We start from the raw sequence: 20,521 nt of genomic DNA, 5'->3' as shown, positions 1-20,521 counted from the left end.
CGCGGCGGCCCTCAGAAGACCTGCGCCCCGCTCTCGTTCCGCTTCGGCGCGCCCGGCACGCCGGCCTCCGTATCCGCCCGGTCGGCAGCGCGCTTGTCGAGTGCCCGCTCCACCACCTTGGCGAGCCCGACCATGATCTTGTCGAGCTCGTAATCCTTCGGCGTGTAGACGGCGGTGACGCCCATATTCTTGAGCACCAACTCGTCCTCGGTCGAGATAATGCCGCCGACGACGACCGGCACGTGATCGAGCCCGGCCTCGCGCAGCTTGGCCTTCACCTCGCGCACCAGGGGGACATGGCTGCCCGACAGCACCGAGAGGCCGATGACGTGGGCGCCGCGTTCCTTCGCCTTGGCGACGATCTCGGTCGGCGTCTGGCGGATGCCGTCATAGGTCACATCGAAGCCGACATCGCGGGCGCGCAAAGCGATCTGCTCGGCGCCGTTGGAATGGCCGTCGAGGCCCGGCTTGCCGACCACGAGGCGGGGCGTCTCGCCGAGCCGTTCGCCGAGGTCGGCGATGAGCAGGCGGGCATCCTCCGCCGCGCCGGAAGTGACGGTCTGCAGCGTCACACCCGTGGGCGCGCGGTACTCGCCGAACACCTCGCGCAGGCGCTGGCCCCATTCGCCCGTCGTCACGCCCGCTTTCGCAGCGGCGATGGAGGGCGGCATGATGTTGGCGCCCGAGCGCGCGGCCTGTTCCAGATCGGCGAGCGCCTGGCCGACCGCGCGCTCGTCGCGCTTGGAGCGCCACTCGCGGATGCGGGTCTCGGCCTCCATCTCCACCGTCTCCGAGACGGTGAAGATCGCGCCGTCTCCGGCCGTCAGCGGCGAGGGCTCGCCCTGCTGCCACTTGTTGACGCCGACGACGATCTGCTCGCCCTTCTCGATCGCCGAGATGCGCCGGGCATTCGACTCGACCAGCGCCCGCTTGAGTTCGCCCGCCTCGACCGCCGTGACCGCCCCGCCGATCTCAGCGATGCGCGTCAGCTCGGCCCGGGTCTGCTCCTTGAGCGCCTCGACGCGGGCCTCGATCACCGTCGAGCCGTCGAAGATATCGTCGTATTCCAGCAGGTCGGTCTCGAAGGCGAGGATCTGCTGCATCCGCATCGACCATTGCTGGTCCCACGGGCGCGGCAGGCCGAGCGCCTCGTTCCAGGCCGGGAGCTGCACCGCGCGGGCGCGGGCGCGTTTCGACAGCGTCACCGCCAGCATCTCGATTAGGATGCGGTGGACGTTGTTCTCGGGTTGCTGCTCCGTTAGCCCGAGGCTGTTGACCTGCACGCCGTAGCGGAAAATCCGCTTCTTAGCGTCGGTGATGCCGTAGCGCTCCTGGGCGATCTCGTCCCATAGCTCGGCGAACGCCCGCATCTTGCAGATCTCGGTGACGAACCGCATGCCGGCGTTCACGAAGAACGAGATCCGGCTGAAGACGTCGGAGAAGCTGGCCTCGTCGAAATCGGGGTCGTCGCGCACCGTGTCGAGCACGGCGATGGCGATGGCCAGCGCGTAGGAGAGTTCCTGAACCGGCGTCGCCCCCGCCTCCTGCAGGTGGTAGGAGCAGACGTTCATCGGGTTCCACTTCGGCACGTTCTTGGTCGTGAACAAGATCACGTCCTTGGTGAGCCGAAGCGAAGGCGCGGGCGGAAACACGTAGGTGCCGCGCGAGAGATATTCCTTGATGATGTCGTTCTGCGTGGTGCCCTGGAGTGCCGCGAGCGGTGCGCCCTGCTCCTCGGCCACCGCGAGGTAGAGCGACAACAGCCACGGCGCCGTGGCGTTGATCGTCATCGAGGTGTTCATCTGTGCCAGCGGGATCTGGTCGAACAGGGCCCGCATGTCGCCGAGATGCGCGATCGAGACGCCGACCTTGCCGACCTCGCCGCGGGCGAGTTCGTGATCCGGGTCGTAGCCGGTCTGCGTCGGCAGATCGAAGGCGACCGAGAGGCCGGTCTGACCCTTGGCCAGGTTGCCGCGATAGAGCTTGTTGGACTCCGCCGCCGTGGAATGCCCCGCATAGGTGCGGATGATCCACGGCTTGTCGCGCTTGACCTCGGCGACGCTCGCTTGCGCGCTCATCCCACTCGACTCCCTGTCCGATGCAATCGCGCGCCTTGAGGCGCGGCTATTGGCCGGCACCGTAGCGAAGCCGCTGCGTCGCGTCATCTGGGAGAAAGGTCGAGGGTGCGTGCCTCAAGCCCTGGAAAAACTTGATGTGGCGGTGAAGCGGATTTGTCGTTGGGCGGCCGGCTCCCGACACAACGCGAGCCCCCGCCGCCTTTCAATTCCCCGCGATTGTTCAACCGGAGGGCGACAGATGCACCGCATCGTTGCAGAAACGAATGGCTCCAAGCTCGGCCTCACGCGTTGGGGCGGCAACGTTCGCACGGCGCAAAGCTGGTTGCGACGCCCGCCCGCAGAGGCATCGACACGGAGAGACATGCGATGGCAGACCAGGGCCCGCGCCTGACCACGGCCTTCGGAAACCCGATTTCCGACAATCAGAATTCGCTCACCGCCGGCTCGCGTGGGCCGGTTCTGATGCAGGACTACCACCTCATCGAGAAGATGGCCCACTTCAACCGGGAGCGGATCCCGGAGCGGGTGGTGCACGCCAAGGGCTACGGCGCCTACGGCACGTTCCGGCTCACCAGAAGCCTGTCCGAGTTCACCCGTGCCAAGGTGCTGACCGAGGTCGGCAAGGACGTGCCGATGGTGGCGCGCTTCTCCACCGTCGGCGGCGAGTCCGGTTCGGCCGACACCGCCCGCGACCCGCGCGGCTTCGCCCTCAAGTTCTACACCGAGGAGGGCAACTGGGATCTCGTCGGCAACAACACCCCGATCTTCTTCGTGCGCGACGCGATCAAGTTCTCCGACTTCATCCGCACCCAGAAGCGCGATCCGCGCACCCACCTCAAGCCGCATTGGCGCCGCTGGGACTTCTGGAGCCTGTCGCCGGAGGCGATCCATCAGGTCATGTTCCTGTACTCGGATCGCGGCACGCCGAAATCGGCGCGCTTCATGAACGGCTACGGCTCGCACACCTTCTCGCTCTGGAACGACCGGGGCGAGCGCCACTGGGTGAAGTTCCACTTCCACACCAAGCAGGGCATCCAGAACTTCTCGGCCGACGAAGCCGACGAGGTAGCGGGCAAGGATCCGGACTACTCCTCCGCCGACCTCTCGACTGCCATCGAGCAGGGCGACTTCCCGAAATGGAAGGTCTCCGTGCAGCTCATGCCGGAATTGGACGCCGACACCTACCGCATCAACCCGTTCGACCTGACCAAGGTCTGGCCGCACGGCGACTATCCGCTGATCGAGATCGGCGAGATGGAGCTCAACCGCAATCCCGAGAACTACTTCGCCGAGATCGAGCAATCTGCCTTCGAGCCCTCGAACGTGGTGCCCGGCATCGGTTTCTCGCCGGACAAGATGCTGCAGAACCGGGTGCTGTCCTATGCCGACGCCCACCGCTACCGGCTCGGCGTGAACTACCAGCAGATCCCGGTGAACCAGGCGAAAAACGCTGACGTTCAGACCTACCATCGCGACGGCGCCATGCGCACCGACGGCAATCACGGCGCCCAGGTCGATTACGAGCCGAACTCCTTCGGCGGTCCGAAACAGGACCCGTCCTTCAGCGAGCCGCCACTGCGGATCCAGGGCGATGCTGGCCGCTACGGTTGGCCGGGCGACGACGAGGATCTCTACGGTCAGCCCAAGCTGTTCTGGACCAAGGTGCTGGATGAGGGCGGCCGCAAGCGGCTCGTCGAGAATATCGTCACCTCGATGGGCGACAGCCCGCGCCACATTCAGGAGCGGATGATCGCGCACTGGTTCAAGGTGCACGAGGATTTCGGGCGCGGTGTGGCCCAGGGGCTCGGCATCGATACGGCACAGGCCGCCGCCGAATAGTCATCTCAACATTATTTTGAATACAGGGGCATCGACGTTGGTCGGTGCCTCTTTTTTGTGCGGACGAGGCAAAGCCTTGCCTTTTAGACCACTTGGAAGGCTGGAAACATCGTGCTTATAGCGTCGGCCAAGGTCGCGCGGTTCGTCACGCGCGTGCCAGAACCAACAGGGAGTGCCACGATGGCTGCAAGCGCAGCACCGGCCTGGACCGGGCAGACGGCGGAAGCCAAGGACCTTTACGAGCTCGGCGAGATCCCCCCGCTCGGCCACGTGCCTGCCAAGATGTATGCCTGGGCGATCCGCCGCGAGCGCCACGGGCCGCCGGAGCAGTCGCACCAGCTCGAAGTGCTTCCCGTCTGGGAGATCGGCGACGACGAGGTGCTCGTCTACGTCATGGCCGCGGGCGTGAACTACAACGGCGTTTGGGCCGGCCTGGGCGAGCCTATCTCGCCGTTCGACGTGCACAAGGGCGAGTACCACATCGCCGGCTCGGACGCGTCGGGTATCGTCTGGAAGGTCGGCGCCAAGGTGAAGCGCTGGAAGGTCGGCGACGAGGTCATCGTCCATTGTAACCAGGACGACGGCGACGACGAGGAGTGCAACGGCGGCGATCCGATGTTCTCGCCGACCCAGCGGATCTGGGGTTACGAGACCGGCGACGGTTCGTTCGCGCAGTTCTGCCGGGTGCAGTCGCGTCAGCTCATGGCCCGCCCCAAGCACCTGACCTGGGAAGAGGCCGCCTGCTACACGCTGACGCTCGCCACCGCCTACCGCATGCTGTTCGGCCACGCGCCGCACACCGTGCGTCCGGGCCAGAACGTGCTGATCTGGGGCGCCTCCGGCGGCCTCGGCGTGTTCGGCGTCCAGCTCTGCGCGGCCTCCGGCGCCAACGCCATCGCCGTGATCTCGGACGAGTCGAAGCGCGACTACGTGATGAGCCTCGGTGCGAAGGGCGTCATCAACCGCAAGGACTTCGACTGCTGGGGTCAGCTCCCGACCGTCAACAGCCCCGAATACAACACCTGGCTCAAGGAAGCCCGGAAGTTCGGCAAGGCGATCTGGGACATCACCGGCAAGGGCAACGACGTCGACATCGTGTTCGAGCATCCCGGCGAGGCGACCTTCCCGGTCTCGACGCTGGTGGCCAAGCGCGGCGGCATGATCGTGTTCTGCGCCGGCACCACCGGCTTCAACATCACCTTCGACGCCCGGTACGTCTGGATGCGGCAGAAGCGCATCCAGGGCTCGCACTTCGCCCACCTCAAGCAGGCCTCGGCCGCCAACCAGTTCGTGATGGACCGGCGCGTCGATCCTTGCATGAGCGAGGTGTTCCCCTGGGACAAGATCCCGGCGGCCCACACCAAGATGTGGAAGAACCAGCACCCGCCGGGCAACATGGCGGTGCTCGTCAACTCCACCCGCGCGGGTCTGCGCACGGTCGAGGACGTGATCGAGGCCGGCCCGCTCAAGGCGATGTGAGCCAGTCCACGTGACACGAAGAAGCCCGCGTATCCCGGTGGATGCGCGGGCTTCTTTCGTTGGGGGACGCGTTCAGCGCACCCGGTCGATCGCCCGCTGCGGTGTGCCGATCGTGGTGTGGAACGGCCGTTCACCGCCCCCCTTCTCGAAGGCGACGATGCTGTCGAAGACGTGGATCGCGCCGATGCTCCGGCCGATCTCCTGCGCGCCCCGGTCGTGATACCAAGCGTGCATGTCGTCGATGAACCCCTTCGTCATCTCCAGGAACGTGCCCCGGCGGCGGTAGCCGCCCTCGTAGTCCCGCCAGTACGAGGTGTGCAGGTCTTCGGCGACGTAGAGACCGTCTGGCGCCAGGAGCGGAAACAGCGTCTCGAAGGTGACGCGTTGGTGGCTCGCGACGTGGCTGCCGTCGTCGAGGACGACATCGACGCCGCCCATCTCCTCGACCACGGACCGAAGGAAAGCGGGATCGGCCTGCGAGCCGATACGGACCTGCGCGGCGCGACCGTCGAACACCGCGCAGCGCGGATCGACATCGACGCCGTAGAGAATGGCGCTCGGTCCGAAGAAACGACGCCAAAGGTCGAGGGAGCCGCCCTCGTAGACGCCGATCTCGAGGAAGCGCAGCGGTCGCCCGTCCGTCCTGCCGTCGCGGAAGGGCGCGAACAGCCGGCTGTAGATCGGCAGGAAGTGGTTCCACTTGTTGATCAGGTGGTCGCCGTCATAGCCGTAGAACAGCTTCGAGAAGGCGTCGTCGCCCCGCGTCTTTACCTCGGCCAGATCGCGATAGAAGTCGTTGGCCGGGCTGTTGCGAAATAATCCCGCTGATTTGGCGACGGACTTAAGTGCCCGCTTGATCTGCGGATGATTGTGCAGCGTTCGCTTAAGAAACGTCATGCCGAGATGCGGCCCGTCGTGCTGTCCGAGGTCGCGGGCACGAAGCACGACCCGGCGCGGCTCGTAAAGCCGGCCGGGTCGAACGAATGCGAGAGGCGACGCCGGTCGGGCTCAGGCCTCGCCGCGGGCGACGAGCGCCTCGTATTCCGGGACTTCGAGGCGGCCTTCCTTGGCGACGCGCGCCTTGTCCTCGTCGCTGATGACGTCGCCGGCAAGATCGAGCCGCTTCCAGGCCGCGAGCGGCGTCTCCCGGTCGGGGCGGGGGACGTACTTGTTCTGCTCGAGCTTCTTGTACTTATGGATGTAGCGCGGGCAGTTGATCCAGATCTTCGTCACATCGACCCGCACGAGATACTTCGCCTCCGTGTACTCGGCCATCAGCGGATCGTCGCGCAGCAGCGAGGCGTGACCCTGGACGCGGATGCGGTGCGGCGTCTCGAAGTCGATAAACAGAAGGCCGATCTTGGCCTGCCCCTCGATGTTGCCCATCGAGTAGAACATCCCGTTGCCGTCGAAGCCGGGGAAGACCAGCGTCGAGCCGTCGACCACCTTCACGAAGCCGGTCGGGCCGCCCTTGTAGGAGACGGTCGGCATGCCGTCGGGATCAACGGTGGAGAGGAAGAACATGTCGCGCGAGGCGATGAAGGCGGCCTCGTCGGGTTGAATCGTCTCGTGAACCCAATCCTCGTCGAGGCGTACGGCGAGCTTGGTCGTGCCGAATTCCTCCTGGAGGGCGCGGTGCGCCTCCGAGTAGAGCGATGCCATATGCGTCTCCTCCGGGGCCGATTGCTTCGGGCCTCCTGAGGGAGCGTTTAAGGCAAAGGCGCAAGGGCGCAAACGGGGCCGCGAAAAAGGCCGGTCACGCTCGCGCGAACCGGCCTCAGGCACCACAGCGGAGGCCGAGCGAAGCCCGGCCTCCAAGTCCGAAAAGATCAGTTCTTGGTCTTGTCGACCAGGGCCTTCTCGGAGATCCACGGCATCATGCCACGGAGCTTGGCGCCGACTTCCTCGATCGGGTGGGCGGCGAGCTTGGCGCGGGTGGCCTTGAACGAGGTCTGGCCGACCTTGTTCTCCAGCATCCAGTTGCGGGTGAAGATGCCCGACTGGATGTCATTGAGGACGCGCTTCATCTCGGCCTTGGTCTCCGGCGTGACGATGCGCGGGCCGGTGACGTACTCGCCGTACTCGGCGGTGTTCGAGATCGAGTAGTTCATGTTGGCGATGCCGCCCTCGTAGATGAGATCGACGATCAGCTTCACCTCGTGCAGGCACTCGAAATAGGCCATCTCGGGGGCGTAGCCCGCCTCGACCAGCGTCTCGAAGCCGGCCTTGATCAGTTCGACGAGGCCGCCGCAGAGCACGGCCTGCTCACCGAACAGGTCGGTCTCGCACTCTTCCTTGAAGGTGGTCTCGATGATGCCGGCGCGGCCGCCGCCATTGGCCGAGGCGTAGGAGAGGCCGAGGTCGTGGGCGTTGCCCGAGGCGTCCTGGGCGATGGCGATCAGGGTCGGCACGCCGCCGCCCTTGAGGTACTCGCCGCGCACGGTGTGGCCGGGGCCCTTCGGGGCGACCATGAGCACGTCGAGGTCCTTGCGCGGCTCGATCAGGTTGAAGTGCACGTTGAGGCCGTGGGCGAACAGGAGCGCGGCGCCCTGCTTCATGTTCGGCTCCAGCGACTCCTTGTAGATGTCGCCCTGCAGCTCGTCCGGGGTGAGCATCATCACCACGTCGCCCCACTTGGCGGCGTCGGCGACGTTCATCACCTTGAAGCCCTCGTGCTCAGCCTTCTTGGCGGTGGCGGAGCCCTCGCGCAGGGCGATGACGATGTCCTTGACGCCCGAATCGCGCAGGTTCAGCGCGTGAGCATGGCCCTGGGAGCCGTAGCCGACGATGACGACGTTCTTGCCCTTGATCAGGTTCAGGTCGGCATCGCGATCGTAATAGACGCGCATGGTGGTGTCCTCTCTCGTGTCAGTGGTTTCGGTTCAGGGTTTCGCCCGGCCGTAGAGGGCCAGGAACTGCTCGACGGCACGGGCCGCGTCGCTCCGGATCTCGGCGGCGTGGAGGTCGAGCGCGTCGCCGAGAAGAAGTCGGATCTGAATATCGCGGCCGACCAGACCAAAGAAGGTCCGGAAGGCCGCCTCGCTGTCCTCGAATGCGAGCAGGCCGGCCGCGCGGCCCGCTTCGAGCACCGGCTTCACCCGCTCGCCGATGGCGAAGCGGCCATTGGCCAGCACGATGCCACCGAGATTGCTCTTTCGGGACCCCGCATCGGCGATGGCGATACGGTTGAGCGCGACCGAGGTCGGGCTGGCAATGACCGCAAGCCAGCTCTCGGCGAAGTCGAGCAGGTTCTTGCGCAGGGCGACGGCATCCAGCCCGCTCACGTCGTAGCGGCCGGCATGGACCCGCGAGGCCTGCCAGCGGACCGTGGCGGTCAGCAGACCGTCGCGGTCGCCGAACCAGCGATAGAGCGTCTCCTTCGAGCAGCTCGCCCGGCGCGCCACTGCGTCCATGGTGAGCGGATCACGGCCATCGACCATCAGCGCCAACGCGGCATCCAGCACCGCCTGCTGGCGCGGCGTGGGCGTCTCGGCCGAAAGCTCGTCGGTGATGAGGGGGCTCGGCTGCATGATCCGGTTGCTGGACAGTACCGTACCGTACGGTACGCTCGTCTAACCGAGCCAGCCGCCCGGGACAAGCGGGATGGTCGAGATCGTCCGATCCCGTGCACCGTCACGTTTCTGTCGCCGCCTTGCTGAACCCGCTTGCCGAGCGCCCAGCCTCGGCGTATACGGCCCTCCGTCGCCACAGCGACGCCCGTGTCGCCCACCCGCGGCGGCACGTCGGGTGTTTGGGTGCGTAGCTCAGCGGGAGAGCATTCGCTTCACACGCGAAGGGTCACAGGTTCGATCCCTGTCGCGCCCACCACCGCCCCTCCACGGCAGTTCGGTCGTTCTCGGCACAAACAGCGTCTATGCGGCCATCAGCAGGCATTTGACGCTTGCGTGTCTGCGTGATGGGTTACGCGGCGATTCGCATCATTGGTGCGTTCGCGGAGACTGCTGGTTGCCGATCCTCGTCATTTTCACCGCCGTCATCGTCAGCGTTTTGATCTGGCTTCTGCGGGCCCACTACACGGTCAAGCAGCTCAAAGAGATCGATCAAGACACCAAGGGGCTTCAGCGCAAGGCGAAGTCGGCCTTCGAGAACTTCGTCGGGACGCCGTTGCAGCGGGTGAACGACGTGCGGCTCGCCGCCGTCATCCTGATGATCCAGGTCGTGCGGACCGGTAGCCCGATCACGGCGTCCGAGAAGACCTGCATCTTCGAGCTCATGGAAAACCCGCTGGAGATTCAGACGATCTCGGCGACCTTCGAGCGGGCGTGGCGCTACACGCAGGAGCGCCGCCCGTTCTCGCTCGTCGCCGACCCGCTGCTGCCGCTGTTTCGCGAAAAGCTGACGGGCGAGGAGCGGATGCAGCTCGTCGAGATGCTGACCGAGGTCGCCTCCGCCCATTCCGCCCCGAGCGAGCTGCAGCGAGAGGCGCTGGCACGGCTGAACCGTCGGCTGATCGCCGGCAAGCCGGAATTGGCGACAAGCCGGGCCGGCCGCTTCGGCTAGAACGGACCCCACGATAACGAAAAAGGCCGCCCCGAAGGGCGGCCCACCGTGGTCCCGCCGTCAGAGCGGGATGTTGTCGTGCTTCTTCCAGGGCTGCTCCATCTCCTTGGTGCGCAGCATCCCGAGCGCCCGCGCGATCCGCTTGCGGGTGGAGTGGGGCATGATCACCTCGTCGATGTAGCCGCGCTCCGCCGCCACGAAGGGCGAGAGGAAGCGGTCCTCGTATTCTTTGGTCCGCTCGGCGATCTTGTCCGCATCGCCGATCTCGGCGCGGAAGATGATCTCGACAGCGCCCTTGGCGCCCATCACCGCGATCTGCGCCGTCGGCCACGCGTAGTTCAGGTCGGCGCCGACATGCTTGGAGGCCATGACGTCGTAGGCGCCGCCGAAGGCCTTGCGGGTGATGATGGTCACGAGCGGCACGGTGGCTTGGCTGTAGGCGAAGAGCAGCTTGGCGCCGTGCTTGATCAGGCCGCCATATTCCTGCGCCGTGCCCGGCAGGAAGCCCGGCACGTCCACGAAGGTGACGATCGGGATCGAGAAGGCGTTGCAGAAGCGCACGAAGCGGGCCGCCTTCCGGGAGGCGTCCGAATCAAGCACGCCGGCCAGCACCAGCGGCTGGTTGGCGACGAAACCGACGGTGCGGCCCTCGACGCGGCCGAAGCCGGTGATAATATTGCGGGCGTAAGCCGCCTGGATCTCGAAGAAGTCGCCTTCGTCCACGACCCGGCGGATCAGCTCGCCCATGTCGTAGGGCTTGTTCGGGTTGTCCGGGATCAGCGTGTCGAGCGACTTGTCGAGGCGGTTGACGTCGTCGAAGCTCTCGATCTCCGGCACGCCCTCGATGTTGTTCGCGGGCAGGAAGTCGAGCAGGCGGCGGATCTGGAGGATCGCCTCGACGTCGTTCTCGAACGAGCCGTCGGCGATCGAGGATTTCGAGGTGTGGACCTTGGCGCCGCCGAGTTCCTCGGCGGTCACGACCTCGTTGGTGACGGTCTTCACCACGTCGGGGCCGGTCACGAACATGTAGCTCGTGTCACGCACCATGAAGATGAAGTCGGTCATGGCCGGCGAGTACACGTCGCCGCCCGCGCACGGCCCCATGATGACCGAGATCTGCGGGATCACGCCGGAGGCAGCGACGTTGCGGCGGAACACCTCGCCGTAGCCGCCGAGCGCGGCCACGCCCTCCTGGATGCGCGCACCGCCGGCATCGAAGATGCCGATGATCGGGGCGCGCATCTTCAGCGCCATGTCCTGGACCTTAACGATCTTGGCTGCGTGCGCCTCGGAGAGCGAGCCGCCGAACACCGTGAAGTCCTTCGAGAACAGGAAGACGGTGCGCCCGTTCACGGTGCCCCAGCCGGTGACGACGCCGTCGCCGGGGATCTTCTGCTTCTCCATGCCGAAATCGGTGGAGCGGTGCTGCACGAACATGTCGAACTCCTCGAACGACCCGTGGTCGAGCAGGAGTTCGATGCGCTCGCGCGCCGTGAGCTTGCCGCGCTTGTGCTGCGCCTCGAGCCGCTTTTCCCCGCCGCCGAGACGGGCCTGTGCGCGACGCTCCTCAAGCTTCTCGAGAATGTCCTTCATGGTGCTGGCGAGACTCCCTGGGGATCGAAATCGTTTTTTGAATACAGATCAGAGCGTAAGAGCTTGACCTTGCATCGATCGATCGCCCTTAGCACGCGTTCCCGCCCTCGGAAACGGCCAGCGACGCGCCGCGAGCATCCTCCTTTGTTCCGAAAGCCGGTTGCCACCGTTCGGGACGACGCTCGACCGCAGCCAATCCGCGGGCCTTGCGGTCGAAATGGCGGCCCCGGTTCGAATGCCGGGGCCACGCGCTCTCAGAGATTCGATACGGACGAACCGGCGTCCTCAGCCCTTCTTGATCAGCGGCGCCGGCTCGACCGGTGCGGGCGGGGGCTTGGTCGCGCAGGCGGCGGCGCTCAGGGTGAGCACGGCCGTGAGGGTGGCAAGGGCGATCCGCTGGGTGTTGAGTCGAAGGGTCGGCACGTTCGTCTCCAAAAGTTGGACGTTGCCAAATTGGAATAGGAACAGGCCGGCCCGCTAGTGCGCCGCAGTGACACTTAAACTTAGTATGACCAGGAAATTATAATCGGTGCGAGATTAGGCATCTTGCCTTACCAGTGGTCGCACCCGCATCATCCATGTGCAGACGGCCGTTCAATTGGGTCGTTGCGCCACCATCGCCGCGGTCTCGAACTCCGTCCGGCGGTGGGCAAGGCGCGCCTCGGCCTCGGCATCGCGCCCCCAGACGCTCGCCTGATAGGTCTCGTCCACATGGGCCGCCGCCCAGGCGTCGTCCGCGCTCAGGCGGCCGTGCAGTACGGCCAGCGCAATCACGAGGGAGCCGGTCAGCGTCGTGAGTGTGTGCAGGGCCGCGAGGCGGAACGGGTCGTCCACCGCCTCGATCGCGGCGCGCAACGCGGCCACCGAGCCCTCCGGCTGCTCGACATGCATGACGCCCTCGGCGAGGAACAGCCGTGCGCCGAGCGTCTCGGCGACCCAAGCCACGAGCGGGTCCCAGGCCTCGGACTGAACGGCAACGAGGCGTTCGGGCGCGCCGGCCCGGTAGGCGACGAGATCGGTGCCGGCAAAGGCGGCGAGATCCTCGGCGACCGCGGCGCGGCGCTCGACCACGCCATCGATCGTGGTGTTGACGAGGCGGGTCAGCGGCATGGTGCGCGGGTCGATTACGTCCGCTTGCGCCTCCCATTCCGCCGCGAGCGCTTCGCCCAGCACCCGGTCGGGCACGACCAGCGGCCGGCGGCCCGGCGTGTTGGCGCCGCGCCCGTCGAGGACGAGGCGGAAGCCGCCCTCGGCCTCCGCGAGGCCGGCCTGCGCGTAGAAGCGCTTCGGCAGCGTCGGCCCGAACCGCCGCGAGAGGCCTGAACGCGGTCCGGCTTTCCGTTCTCGCCGGGTTCGCCCAGCCAATCTCGGGTGACGTCGTCGCCTGAAGTGCTCATGGTCCGCAAATAGGATTTCTCATCGCCTCGCGCGAGTCTCGGTCGCGGCGGCGGATGCGCCTATTGCGTCGCGAGCCGTTCCGTCACCGGGCCCGGCTTCGAATCGTCTAGGGGGCCGGAGAACAGGTCGCCCAAGGTCGCCGCCGAATCGACGACCGTGACCGCACCCGCGCTGAACAGGGCGCCGGGGGTGTGGTAGCCCCAGCCGACGCCGATGGCGGCCACGCTCGCGCTCCGGGCCATCATCATGTCGAAGGTCGTGTCGCCGATCATCACGGTCATCGAGGGTTCGGCGCCGGTCTCGGCCATCGCCTGAAGCAGCATCGCCGGATCGGGCTTGGAGGGGGCGTCGTCGGCGGTTTGGATCGTGGCGAACCAGCGCTCCCAGCCGTACTTGTCCACGAGATGATTGACGCCCCGGCGCGACTTGCCGGTGGCGATGCCGAGCTGGATGTCGTCGCGGCGGTGCAGCCGCTCGACCAACTCGGCCATGCCCGGGAACAGCGGCTCCTCATAATCGGGATCGACCCGCAACGCCTGGAACGCCTTGCGATAGCTGTGCGCGAGCGATTCGATCGGCCCGGCCTCGCCGACGAGCCGACGGAACGCTTCGGGCAGGGACAGCCCGACCACGGACAACGCCTCCTTGCGCGGCGGGGCTACTAAGCCATGCTCGGAGAAGGCGCGGTGCTGCGCCTCCACGATCAGGTGCTGGCTGTCGATGAGGGTGCCATCGACATCGAAGACGATCAGCTTGAGCACGGCCGGAGCGCCCTGTCGGCTCACGGCCTGCGAGCGGGCGCCGGCTGCGAGGCCGGGCGTCGCTCGTAACCGAGGCGGCAGCGTACGAGGAAGCGTCGACGTACGCCGCCGGACAGCCTGCGGCGGTGCGATTCGCGGTTACAGGCGGCGTAAGAGATGCGGCGTCGGCGCTCGGAGGCCCGCATGCCCGGACCTGGCGGTCGCGCCGCCGGTACCGCCTGAGGCGGGGCAGGGGCCGCAACGTGGGGCGGGCCTTGGACCTGTCCTTGGGTTTGTCCTTGAGACTGCCCCTGCGATTGTCCTTGGGGCTGCCCCGGCGCTCCATCGCCGGGCGGCGCCGCACCAGCCGGCGCAGCGGCCCAGAGCAGACCGGCCAGCGCGACGGACAACAGGGTGACGGGCCTCATGCAATCCTGAACCTCGTTGTACCGGTCCGTGGCAGGGAAAGGCTTTGGACAGTCCCGACGACCTCTGCCTCAGCCCGTCGATTCGAACTGTGGCAACGGGCTTCCGGGTCTGAACGTGGTTCCGATAGAAGCACCTCGCGGTGTCCTCGTCCACGCAACGACTGACGAAGCAAGAGTTATGGCAACAGGCCCGTGTTCCAAGGCTCTCCTCGTTTTCGTGAAGAGCCCCGGATTCTGTCAGGCTTCCGGCGCTTCGACGATCGGGTCGTAGCGGGCGGCATCGAAACCGAGCAGGTTCCAACTCTGCGCCATGTGCGGCGGGAGCGGGGCGCTGACATCGACCGGCTGGCCGGTGCGCGGATGCGGGATCACGATGCGGCGGGCGAGCAGGTGCAGGCGATTCTGGATGCCGCCGGGCAGCTCCCAGTTCTCCACGTCGAAATATTTCGGGTCGCCGACGATCGGGTGGCCGATATGCGCGGCGTGAGCCCGCAACTGGTGCGTCCGCCCGGTGACGGGCTTCAGCGAGAGCCAGGCCAGCTTCTGCGCCGCTTGATCGACCGTGGCGTAGTAGGTGAGCGCGTGGCTGGCGCCGTCGTCGCCGTGTTTGGCAACGCGCATACGCGCATCGGCATCGGTCGGCTCGTCCTTGACGAGATAGGTCGAGACTCGGCCCTGGCGGGTGCGAGGCACGCCGGCCACCAGCGCCCAGTAGATCTTGCGCGCGGCGCGGGAGCGGAAGCTCTTGGCCAGCGTCGAAGCGGCCAGACGCGTCTTGGCGACGATCAGGCAGCCCGCCGTGTCCTTGTCGAGGCGGTGGACGAGGCGCGGGCGCTGCCCGTCCGGTCCGGTCAACGCCTCCAACAGGCCATCGACGTGGCGCACCGTGCCCGAGCCGCCCTGAACCGCGAGGCCGAACGGCTTGTTGAGGATCATCATGTCCGCATCCTCGTAGAGGATCAGCGAACGCAGGAACTCGGCGTCCCCATCGATCTTGGCGGCGCTACGCGGCCTCTCGGTCGGCTGGTCGAGCTTGAGCGGCGGCACCCGCACGCTCGAACCCGGCTCCAGCCGGTCGTTCGGCTTGGCGCGCTTGCCATCGACCCGCAGCTCGCCCTTGCGCACGATGCTCTGCACGCGGGTAAAGGGAAGCTGCGGAAAGCGCGCTCCCAGAAAGCGGTCGATGCGCATCCCGGCCTCGTCGGGGTCCACGGTCAGCGTCTGCACGCCGCTTGCCAGCGTCGCCGAGGCCGCAGCCCGCTGTTCGCGGCGCGTCGGGCCGGCAGGAGCCTCCGCGGGCGGCGCCTTGGCCGGGTCAGGCTTGGTCAAGGAGGGCTTGGCGAACGACGGCTTGGCAGCGCGAGGCTTGTCAGAAGGCGATTTGGCGCGAGCGCGCGGCGCATCCGGCTTCGGTGCGGCGGCTTCGGGCACGCGATTCGGGCGCGGTGCGCTCTCGCTTGCCGCGCCGTCATCCCAGGGCGAGCGCTCGGCGGCGTCCTCGCCGCGGTTGCGGGCGGCGCGCTGCGCGGCGTCTTTGGCGGAGGTGCGCGGCCCCGTGCCGGCACGCGGCGCGAACCCGCTGGGTCCGCGTTTTGCGCCGGACCCGCGATGTGGTGGACGTCCCTTCATGTGCCGCTGCTATCACCCTGAGATGACGGCGCAAAGCGCTGCGGCCGGTTGCGCGGCAGAATCCTTGCCAACGATCCCTCGGCGCGCAGAGGCAGCGCGCCCTGGCGATCGGTGTAACTTCCGCTCGTCCATGAACGGCCGGGATCGATCCGACCGTCTGCAGATCCTGCGAAAGCCGCTCTCGAAAGTGGGGCGGCAGGAGGGCGCGCTGCGCCGAACTGGCGCCTCAGGTGGCCAACCGTGCCGCCTCCAGGGTGAGGCCGAGCCCGACCGAACCGAACGTGTCGCCATCGACGACCCGCGCGCTTGGCACGCAGGCGGTCAGCGCCGCGCGCACATGCGGCAGACCGGTCGAGCCGCCGGTGAGGAACAGCGCGTCGATCCGATCGGCCGTCAGCCCGGCCTGATCGAGGCAGCGGCTGATCCGCTGCGCCATGCGCCGCGCGAGGTCATCGGTATGTCCGGCCAGCCGTGCTCGATCGACATCCGCCGCAAGGCCCGATTCGACCCATTCGAGATCGACCGTACCCGCCCCCGCATCGGAGGCGGCGATCTTGGCGCCCTCCACCGCCATGGCGAGGGAATGTCCGCGCTCCGCTTCGACCACGGTGCGCAAACGGGTCACGAGTTCCGGCCGGGCGGCGTCGCGCACCACCTCGTCGATCTCGCGTAGGGTCTTCGGATTGTAGAGCCGGTTGATGCTCGACCATGTGGCGAGGTCGTGGAAATAGGCGTTCGGCACGGCGAGGTCCGCCCGCTTCATCGGGCTGCCGAGGCCGAAGAGCGGCATCACCGCGCCGAGGCTCAGGTTCCGGTCGAAATCGGTGCCGCCGATGCGAATGCCGTCATTGGCCAGGATGTCCTCGGCCCGCTCGTCGCGCCGATGCCGCTCGGGCGAGAGCCGGACGATGGAGAAGTCGGAGGTGCCGCCGCCGATATCGGCGATCAGCGCGATCTCCTCCGAGGTCACCGTGCGCTCGTAATCAAGTGCGGCCGCGATCGGCTCGTACTGGAAGCGGACGTGGCGGAAGCCGATGCTCTCGGCGATCTGGCGCAGCGTGTCTTCCGCCTTGCGGTCGGCGGCTGGGTCGTTGTCGACGAAATGGACCGGGCGCCCATGCACCACGGTGTCGAGTTCGACGCCGGCTTCCGCCTCGCCGCGCGCCTTCACCAGGGTGAGATAGCGGGCGATGACGTCGCGGAAGCGGATGCGCTCGCGCCCGACCGGCGTGGTCTCCTCGATCAGGGGTGAGCCGAGCACGGATTTCAGCGCCCGCATCAGCCGGCCGGGCGTACCCTCGACATAGGCCTCGATCGCCCCTCGCCCGATCTGCGCCTCCTGTCCGGGCGCGAAGAAGATCGCGCTCGGCAGGGTGCGGTGCGTCCCCTCCAGCGGCACCAGGGTCGGACGGGCGCCCATGCCAATTCCGAGGGTGGTGTTGGACGTGCCGAAATCGAGGCCGCAGGCCGCCATATGACCGGATCGCTTGGATTCTGAGGGGAGGGCGGCTCCGTTACGGCCCCCGGCCGCAGAGTGCAATCCCCGGACCGGTCTCGTTGAGGGCGATCACCTGACGGGATCGCCCTTTTCACGCAGGCCTAAAGCGAGTGCCCTGCCACCTCGTTCGATCTGCTCCTACACGGTCCCGAGATAGCGGCTGCGCAGATGCGCCAGGAAATCGTCCGCCCCGAGTGGCTTTCCGGTCGCGGCGGTCAGCAGCTCATCGGTTTCCATCAGGCTCGCGCGGGCATGGACGTTCTCCCGCAGCCAGCCGCGCAGCTGCGAAAAATCGCCCTCGGCGAGCGCCGGGCGGATGCCGGGATGGGCGGCGCAGGCGGCCTTGAAGAGCTGCGCGGCGGCAAGCGCCCCGAGGGTGTAGGTCGGAAAATAGCCGAAGCTGCCCCCCGGCCAGTGGATGTCCTGAAGGCAGCCGTGCCGGTCGTCGGGCACGGTGAGCCCCAGCAATTCCTTCATGCCGTCGTTGAAGGCGCCCGGCAGGTCGGCCACCATGAGGTCGCCGGCGATCATCGCCGTCTCCAAGCGGTATCGCAGCAGAATGTGAGCCGGGTAGGTCACCTCATCGGCATCCACCCGGATGAAGCCCGGCTCGACGCGGGTGTAGAGACGATGCAGGTTCTTCGCCTCCCAGGCCGGCCCTTCGCCGCCGAACGCCGCGCGCAGGGTCGGCGCAAGGTAGGCGCAGAACTCGGCGGAGCGGCAGGCCTGCATCTCGACCAGCAGCGATTGGCTCTCGTGCAAGCTCATGCCGCGGGCCTGCCCCACCGGCTGGTGGCGCCATGCGGCCGGGCGGCCCTGCTCGTAGAGCGCGTGGCCGGTCTCGTGCAGCACGCCCATTAGCGCCCCCGTGGCGCTCGCCTCGTCGTAGCGGGTGGTGATGCGCACGTCGTCGGTCGCGCCGCCGCAGAACGGGTGCAGGCTGATATCGAGGCGTCCGCGTGCGAAATCGAACCCCACGGCCCGCATCAGCTGCAGGCCGATCTCCCGCTGGGTCACCACCGGAAACGGACCCGGCAGCGGCAGGGGAGGGGCGTCGGCCGCCTGCCGCTCGCGCACCGCGGCGACGAGATCCGGCAGGACGGCGCGCAACGCCGCGAAGATCGGATCGATGCGCGCCCGCCGCATGCCGGGGTCGTATCCGTCCAGCAGCGCGTCGTAGGGCGCAAGGCCGAGCGCAGCCCCCTTGGCCTCGCCGACGCGGCGTCGCAGCCGCAGCACCTCTTCGAGATAGGGACGCAGCCGCGCAAAATCCGAATCGCGCCGTGCCTCGCGCCAGACCATCTCGCAGCGCGTCGCCGCTTTCGAGGCCGCCTCGACGAGATCGCCCGGCACCGCCGCCGCGTGGGCATAGGCCCGGCGCATCTCGCGCAGGTTGGCCCGCTCCCATTCGCCGAGGTGGCCCTCCGCCTCCGCCGCGTCGAACCGCTCGGCGTTGCGCGGGTCGGTGAGGATCTCGTGGGCGAGCACGCTCAGCACGGCCAATTGCTCGCCGCGGGTATCGGAGGCGCCGTCCGGCATCTGGGTCTGCGTGTCCCAGCCGAGGATACCGCTCGCATCCTCCAGCGCGCCGAGCCGGGCGAAGGTGGCGGTGAGCGTCGCGTAAGCCTGCATGATCGGTGGAGATCCCTCGGTGTCGTCCGTGACGGTCAATCGTCGCCGCGGCGCTCCTGCCGCAGCCGTTCCCAGTAGGCCAGCCGCTCCCGGTAGCGGGTTTCCATGCCCCGGTCGGTCGGCTCGTAGAAATGCTGGCGCCCGAGCGCTTCCGGCCAATAATCCTGGCCCGAGAAGGCATCGGGCTCGTCGTGGTCGTAGCGGTAACCCTCGCCGTAGCCGATCCGCCGCATCAGCCCCGTGGGGGCGTTGAGAATGGTCCGCGGCGGCGCGAGCGAGCCCGCAGCCTTCGCCACCCGCGTGGCCGCCTTGTAGGCGTTGTATACCGCGTTCGATTTCGGCGCGCAGGCGAGATAGACGGTGACCTGCGCCAGCGCGAGTTCGCCCTCGGGCGAACCGAGGAAGTCGAAGGCGTCCTTGGCCGCATTCGCCACGACGAGGGCCTGCGGGTCGGCCAGTCCGATATCCTCCACCGCCATCCGCACGAGGCGCCGGGCGATGAACAATCGATCCTCGCCGGCATCCAGCATACGGCAGAGATAGTACAGCGCCGCGTCGGGATCCGAACCGCGCACCGTCTTATGCAGCGCCGAGATGAGGTTGTAGTGCCCCTCCTGCGCCTTGTCGTAGATCGGCGCCCGGCGTTGCACGAGGCTCTGAAGCGTCTCCGCGTCGAGGATCTCGCCCGGTCGAGCCGAGCGCCACACTTCTTCCGCCAGCGTCAGCGCCGCGCGCCCGTCGCCGTCCGCCATCCGGATCAGCGCCGCGCGCGCCTCCTCATCGAGGGGCAGCGGCTGGCCGTCCATCTCTTCGGCCCGGGCCAGCAACCGGGCGAGGGCGGGCGCGTCCAACGCACGGAACAGCAGCACCCGCGCACGCGACAGCAGAGCGGCGTTCAGTTCGAACGACGGATTCTCCGTCGTCGCGCCGACGAGCGTGACGGTCCCGTCCTCCATCACCGGCAGGAAGGCATCGAGCTGGGCGCGGTTGAAGCGATGGATCTCATCGACGAACAGGAGGGTGCCCTGGCCCGTTGCGCGCCGCTTGCGTGCCGCCTCGAACACCTTTCGCAGATCGGCGATGCCCGAGAAGATCGCCGAGATCTGCTCGAAATGTAGGGCGGTCTCGTGCGCAAGCAGACGCGCCACGGTGGTCTTGCCGGTGCCGGGCGGCCCCCAGAACACGAGCGAGCCGAGGCTGCGCGAGGCGAGCAGACGCGTCAGCGCCCCGTCGGGCCCAGTGAGATGCTCCTGCCCCACGACCTCCGCGAGGCGACGCGGGCGCAGACGATCCGCGAGCGGCCGGGGCGCACCCGTCTCAAGACCAGCGGAAACGAACAGGTCGGACATGGGTGGCATGAACACCGCACGCCCATCCATCCGCAAGGCCCCAAACAGCGAAGTCCCCCATTCGCTGCAAAGCCGGCTTGTGGGCCGGCCCGCCCCATGCTAGGGCGCTCCGCGTCGATACGACACCTCTGCGGAGAGGTGGCAGAGCGGTTGAATGCACCGCACTCGAAATGCGGCATGGGTGCAAGCCCATCGGGGGTTCGAATCCCCCCTCTCCGCCAAGCCTTTCCCTAAGTGCTTGATCTTCCAGAAGTCGTTGTCCGGTAAGGCTTTCTTGATCCGCCTGGTGGTACACACAGGTGGTACACAGTGGCTCTCCCGATGCCCCGACCCTGGA

At 67.4% G+C, this 20,521-nt stretch carries 15 protein-coding genes, 2 tRNA genes and 1 pseudogene; 5 read left to right on the top strand and 13 right to left on the bottom strand.

Annotation, left to right across the window (positions count from 1 at the left end):
* Positions 1-11: 11 nt before the first annotated feature.
* A complete protein-coding gene (locus MSPGM_RS01330) occupies positions 12-2,078 on the bottom strand; it encodes a protein meaA (RefSeq protein ID WP_003597279.1) in 2,067 nt (688 codons plus the stop codon).
* A gap of 366 nt (positions 2,079-2,444) precedes the next feature.
* Here MSPGM_RS01330 and MSPGM_RS01325 point away from each other — a divergent pair, with 366 nt between their 5' ends.
* Positions 2,445-3,917 (top strand): catalase, encoded by a 1,473-nt coding sequence (locus MSPGM_RS01325; RefSeq protein WP_003597278.1) that lies wholly within the window; start codon positions 2,445-2,447, stop codon positions 3,915-3,917.
* A gap of 180 nt (positions 3,918-4,097) precedes the next feature.
* A complete protein-coding gene (gene ccrA / locus MSPGM_RS01320; protein WP_003597276.1) occupies positions 4,098-5,396 on the top strand; it encodes a crotonyl-CoA carboxylase/reductase in 1,299 nt (432 codons plus the stop codon).
* Between the two features lie 72 nt (positions 5,397-5,468).
* On the opposite strand, the gene MSPGM_RS01315 is transcribed toward ccrA, so the two are convergent.
* The 4 genes from MSPGM_RS01315 to MSPGM_RS01300 all read right to left on the bottom strand — a co-directional run bounded on the left by MSPGM_RS01315 (position 5,469) and on the right by MSPGM_RS01300 (position 8,926).
* Complete coding sequence (locus tag MSPGM_RS01315; protein WP_043706707.1) at positions 5,469-6,293, bottom strand: class I SAM-dependent methyltransferase; 825 nt, start codon at positions 6,291-6,293, stop codon at positions 5,469-5,471.
* A 111-nt stretch (positions 6,294-6,404) separates the two neighbouring features.
* On the bottom strand, positions 6,405-7,058 hold the full coding sequence (locus MSPGM_RS01310) for a pyridoxamine 5'-phosphate oxidase family protein (protein ID WP_003597270.1): 654 nt from the start codon (positions 7,056-7,058) through the stop codon (positions 6,405-6,407).
* A 167-nt stretch (positions 7,059-7,225) separates the two neighbouring features.
* Positions 7,226-8,245 carry a ketol-acid reductoisomerase gene (ilvC, locus tag MSPGM_RS01305; RefSeq protein ID WP_003597269.1) on the bottom strand — a complete coding sequence of 340 codons (1,020 nt, stop codon included), beginning with the start codon at positions 8,243-8,245 and terminating at the stop codon, positions 7,226-7,228.
* A 33-nt stretch (positions 8,246-8,278) separates the two neighbouring features.
* The gene (locus tag MSPGM_RS01300) at positions 8,279-8,926 is read right to left on the bottom strand and encodes a TetR/AcrR family transcriptional regulator (protein ID WP_003597266.1); all 648 of its coding nucleotides are present in this window, start codon (positions 8,924-8,926) and stop codon (positions 8,279-8,281) included.
* Positions 8,927-9,149: 223 nt separating this feature from the next.
* Between MSPGM_RS01300 and MSPGM_RS01295 the strand changes: the two genes are divergently transcribed.
* Positions 9,150-9,224, top strand: a tRNA-Val gene (locus MSPGM_RS01295).
* A gap of 138 nt (positions 9,225-9,362) precedes the next feature.
* Complete coding sequence (locus MSPGM_RS01290) at positions 9,363-9,917, top strand: TerB family tellurite resistance protein (protein WP_003597265.1); 555 nt, start codon at positions 9,363-9,365, stop codon at positions 9,915-9,917.
* A gap of 60 nt (positions 9,918-9,977) precedes the next feature.
* Here the strand turns inward: MSPGM_RS01290 and MSPGM_RS01285 are convergent, their stop codons facing one another.
* The 8 genes and pseudogenes from MSPGM_RS01285 to MSPGM_RS01245 form a co-directional block, all read right to left on the bottom strand.
* A complete protein-coding gene (locus tag MSPGM_RS01285) occupies positions 9,978-11,510 on the bottom strand; it encodes an acyl-CoA carboxylase subunit beta (RefSeq protein ID WP_003597263.1) in 1,533 nt (510 codons plus the stop codon).
* Between the two features lie 285 nt (positions 11,511-11,795).
* Entirely contained in the window at positions 11,796-11,933 is a 138-nt protein-coding gene (locus MSPGM_RS01280; RefSeq protein ID WP_003597261.1) for a hypothetical protein, read from the bottom strand.
* Between the two features lie 171 nt (positions 11,934-12,104).
* Positions 12,105-12,907 (bottom strand): annotated as a pseudogene (locus tag MSPGM_RS01275) (ATP12 family chaperone protein).
* Positions 12,908-12,967: 60 nt separating this feature from the next.
* A complete protein-coding gene (locus MSPGM_RS01270) occupies positions 12,968-13,669 on the bottom strand; it encodes an HAD-IA family hydrolase (RefSeq protein ID WP_003597254.1) in 702 nt (233 codons plus the stop codon).
* 644 nt (positions 13,670-14,313) lie between these two features.
* Positions 14,314-15,705, bottom strand: a complete 1,392-nt coding sequence (locus MSPGM_RS01260; RefSeq protein ID WP_003597252.1) for an RluA family pseudouridine synthase — start codon at positions 15,703-15,705, stop codon at positions 14,314-14,316.
* Positions 15,706-15,931: 226 nt separating this feature from the next.
* Positions 15,932-17,179, bottom strand: coding sequence for an Hsp70 family protein (locus tag MSPGM_RS01255; protein ID WP_003597250.1), 1,248 nt, complete (start codon positions 17,177-17,179; stop codon positions 15,932-15,934).
* Between the two features lie 162 nt (positions 17,180-17,341).
* Positions 17,342-18,835, bottom strand: a complete 1,494-nt coding sequence (locus tag MSPGM_RS01250; protein WP_003597249.1) for a carboxypeptidase M32 — start codon at positions 18,833-18,835, stop codon at positions 17,342-17,344.
* A gap of 35 nt (positions 18,836-18,870) precedes the next feature.
* The gene (locus MSPGM_RS01245; RefSeq protein WP_003597247.1) at positions 18,871-20,184 is read right to left on the bottom strand and encodes a replication-associated recombination protein A; all 1,314 of its coding nucleotides are present in this window, start codon (positions 20,182-20,184) and stop codon (positions 18,871-18,873) included.
* 132 nt (positions 20,185-20,316) lie between these two features.
* Between MSPGM_RS01245 and MSPGM_RS01240 the strand changes: the two genes are divergently transcribed.
* A tRNA-Ser gene (locus MSPGM_RS01240) sits at positions 20,317-20,405 on the top strand.
* Positions 20,406-20,521 lie beyond the last annotated feature (116 nt).

Origin of the sequence: Methylorubrum sp. GM97, from assembly GCF_024347855.1 — a bacterium.
Classification (GTDB): Bacteria; Pseudomonadota; Alphaproteobacteria; order Rhizobiales; family Beijerinckiaceae; genus Methylobacterium; species Methylobacterium extorquens.
Note: the sequence above shows the minus strand (reverse complement) of the source record. Positions and strands in the feature narration are given on the sequence as shown.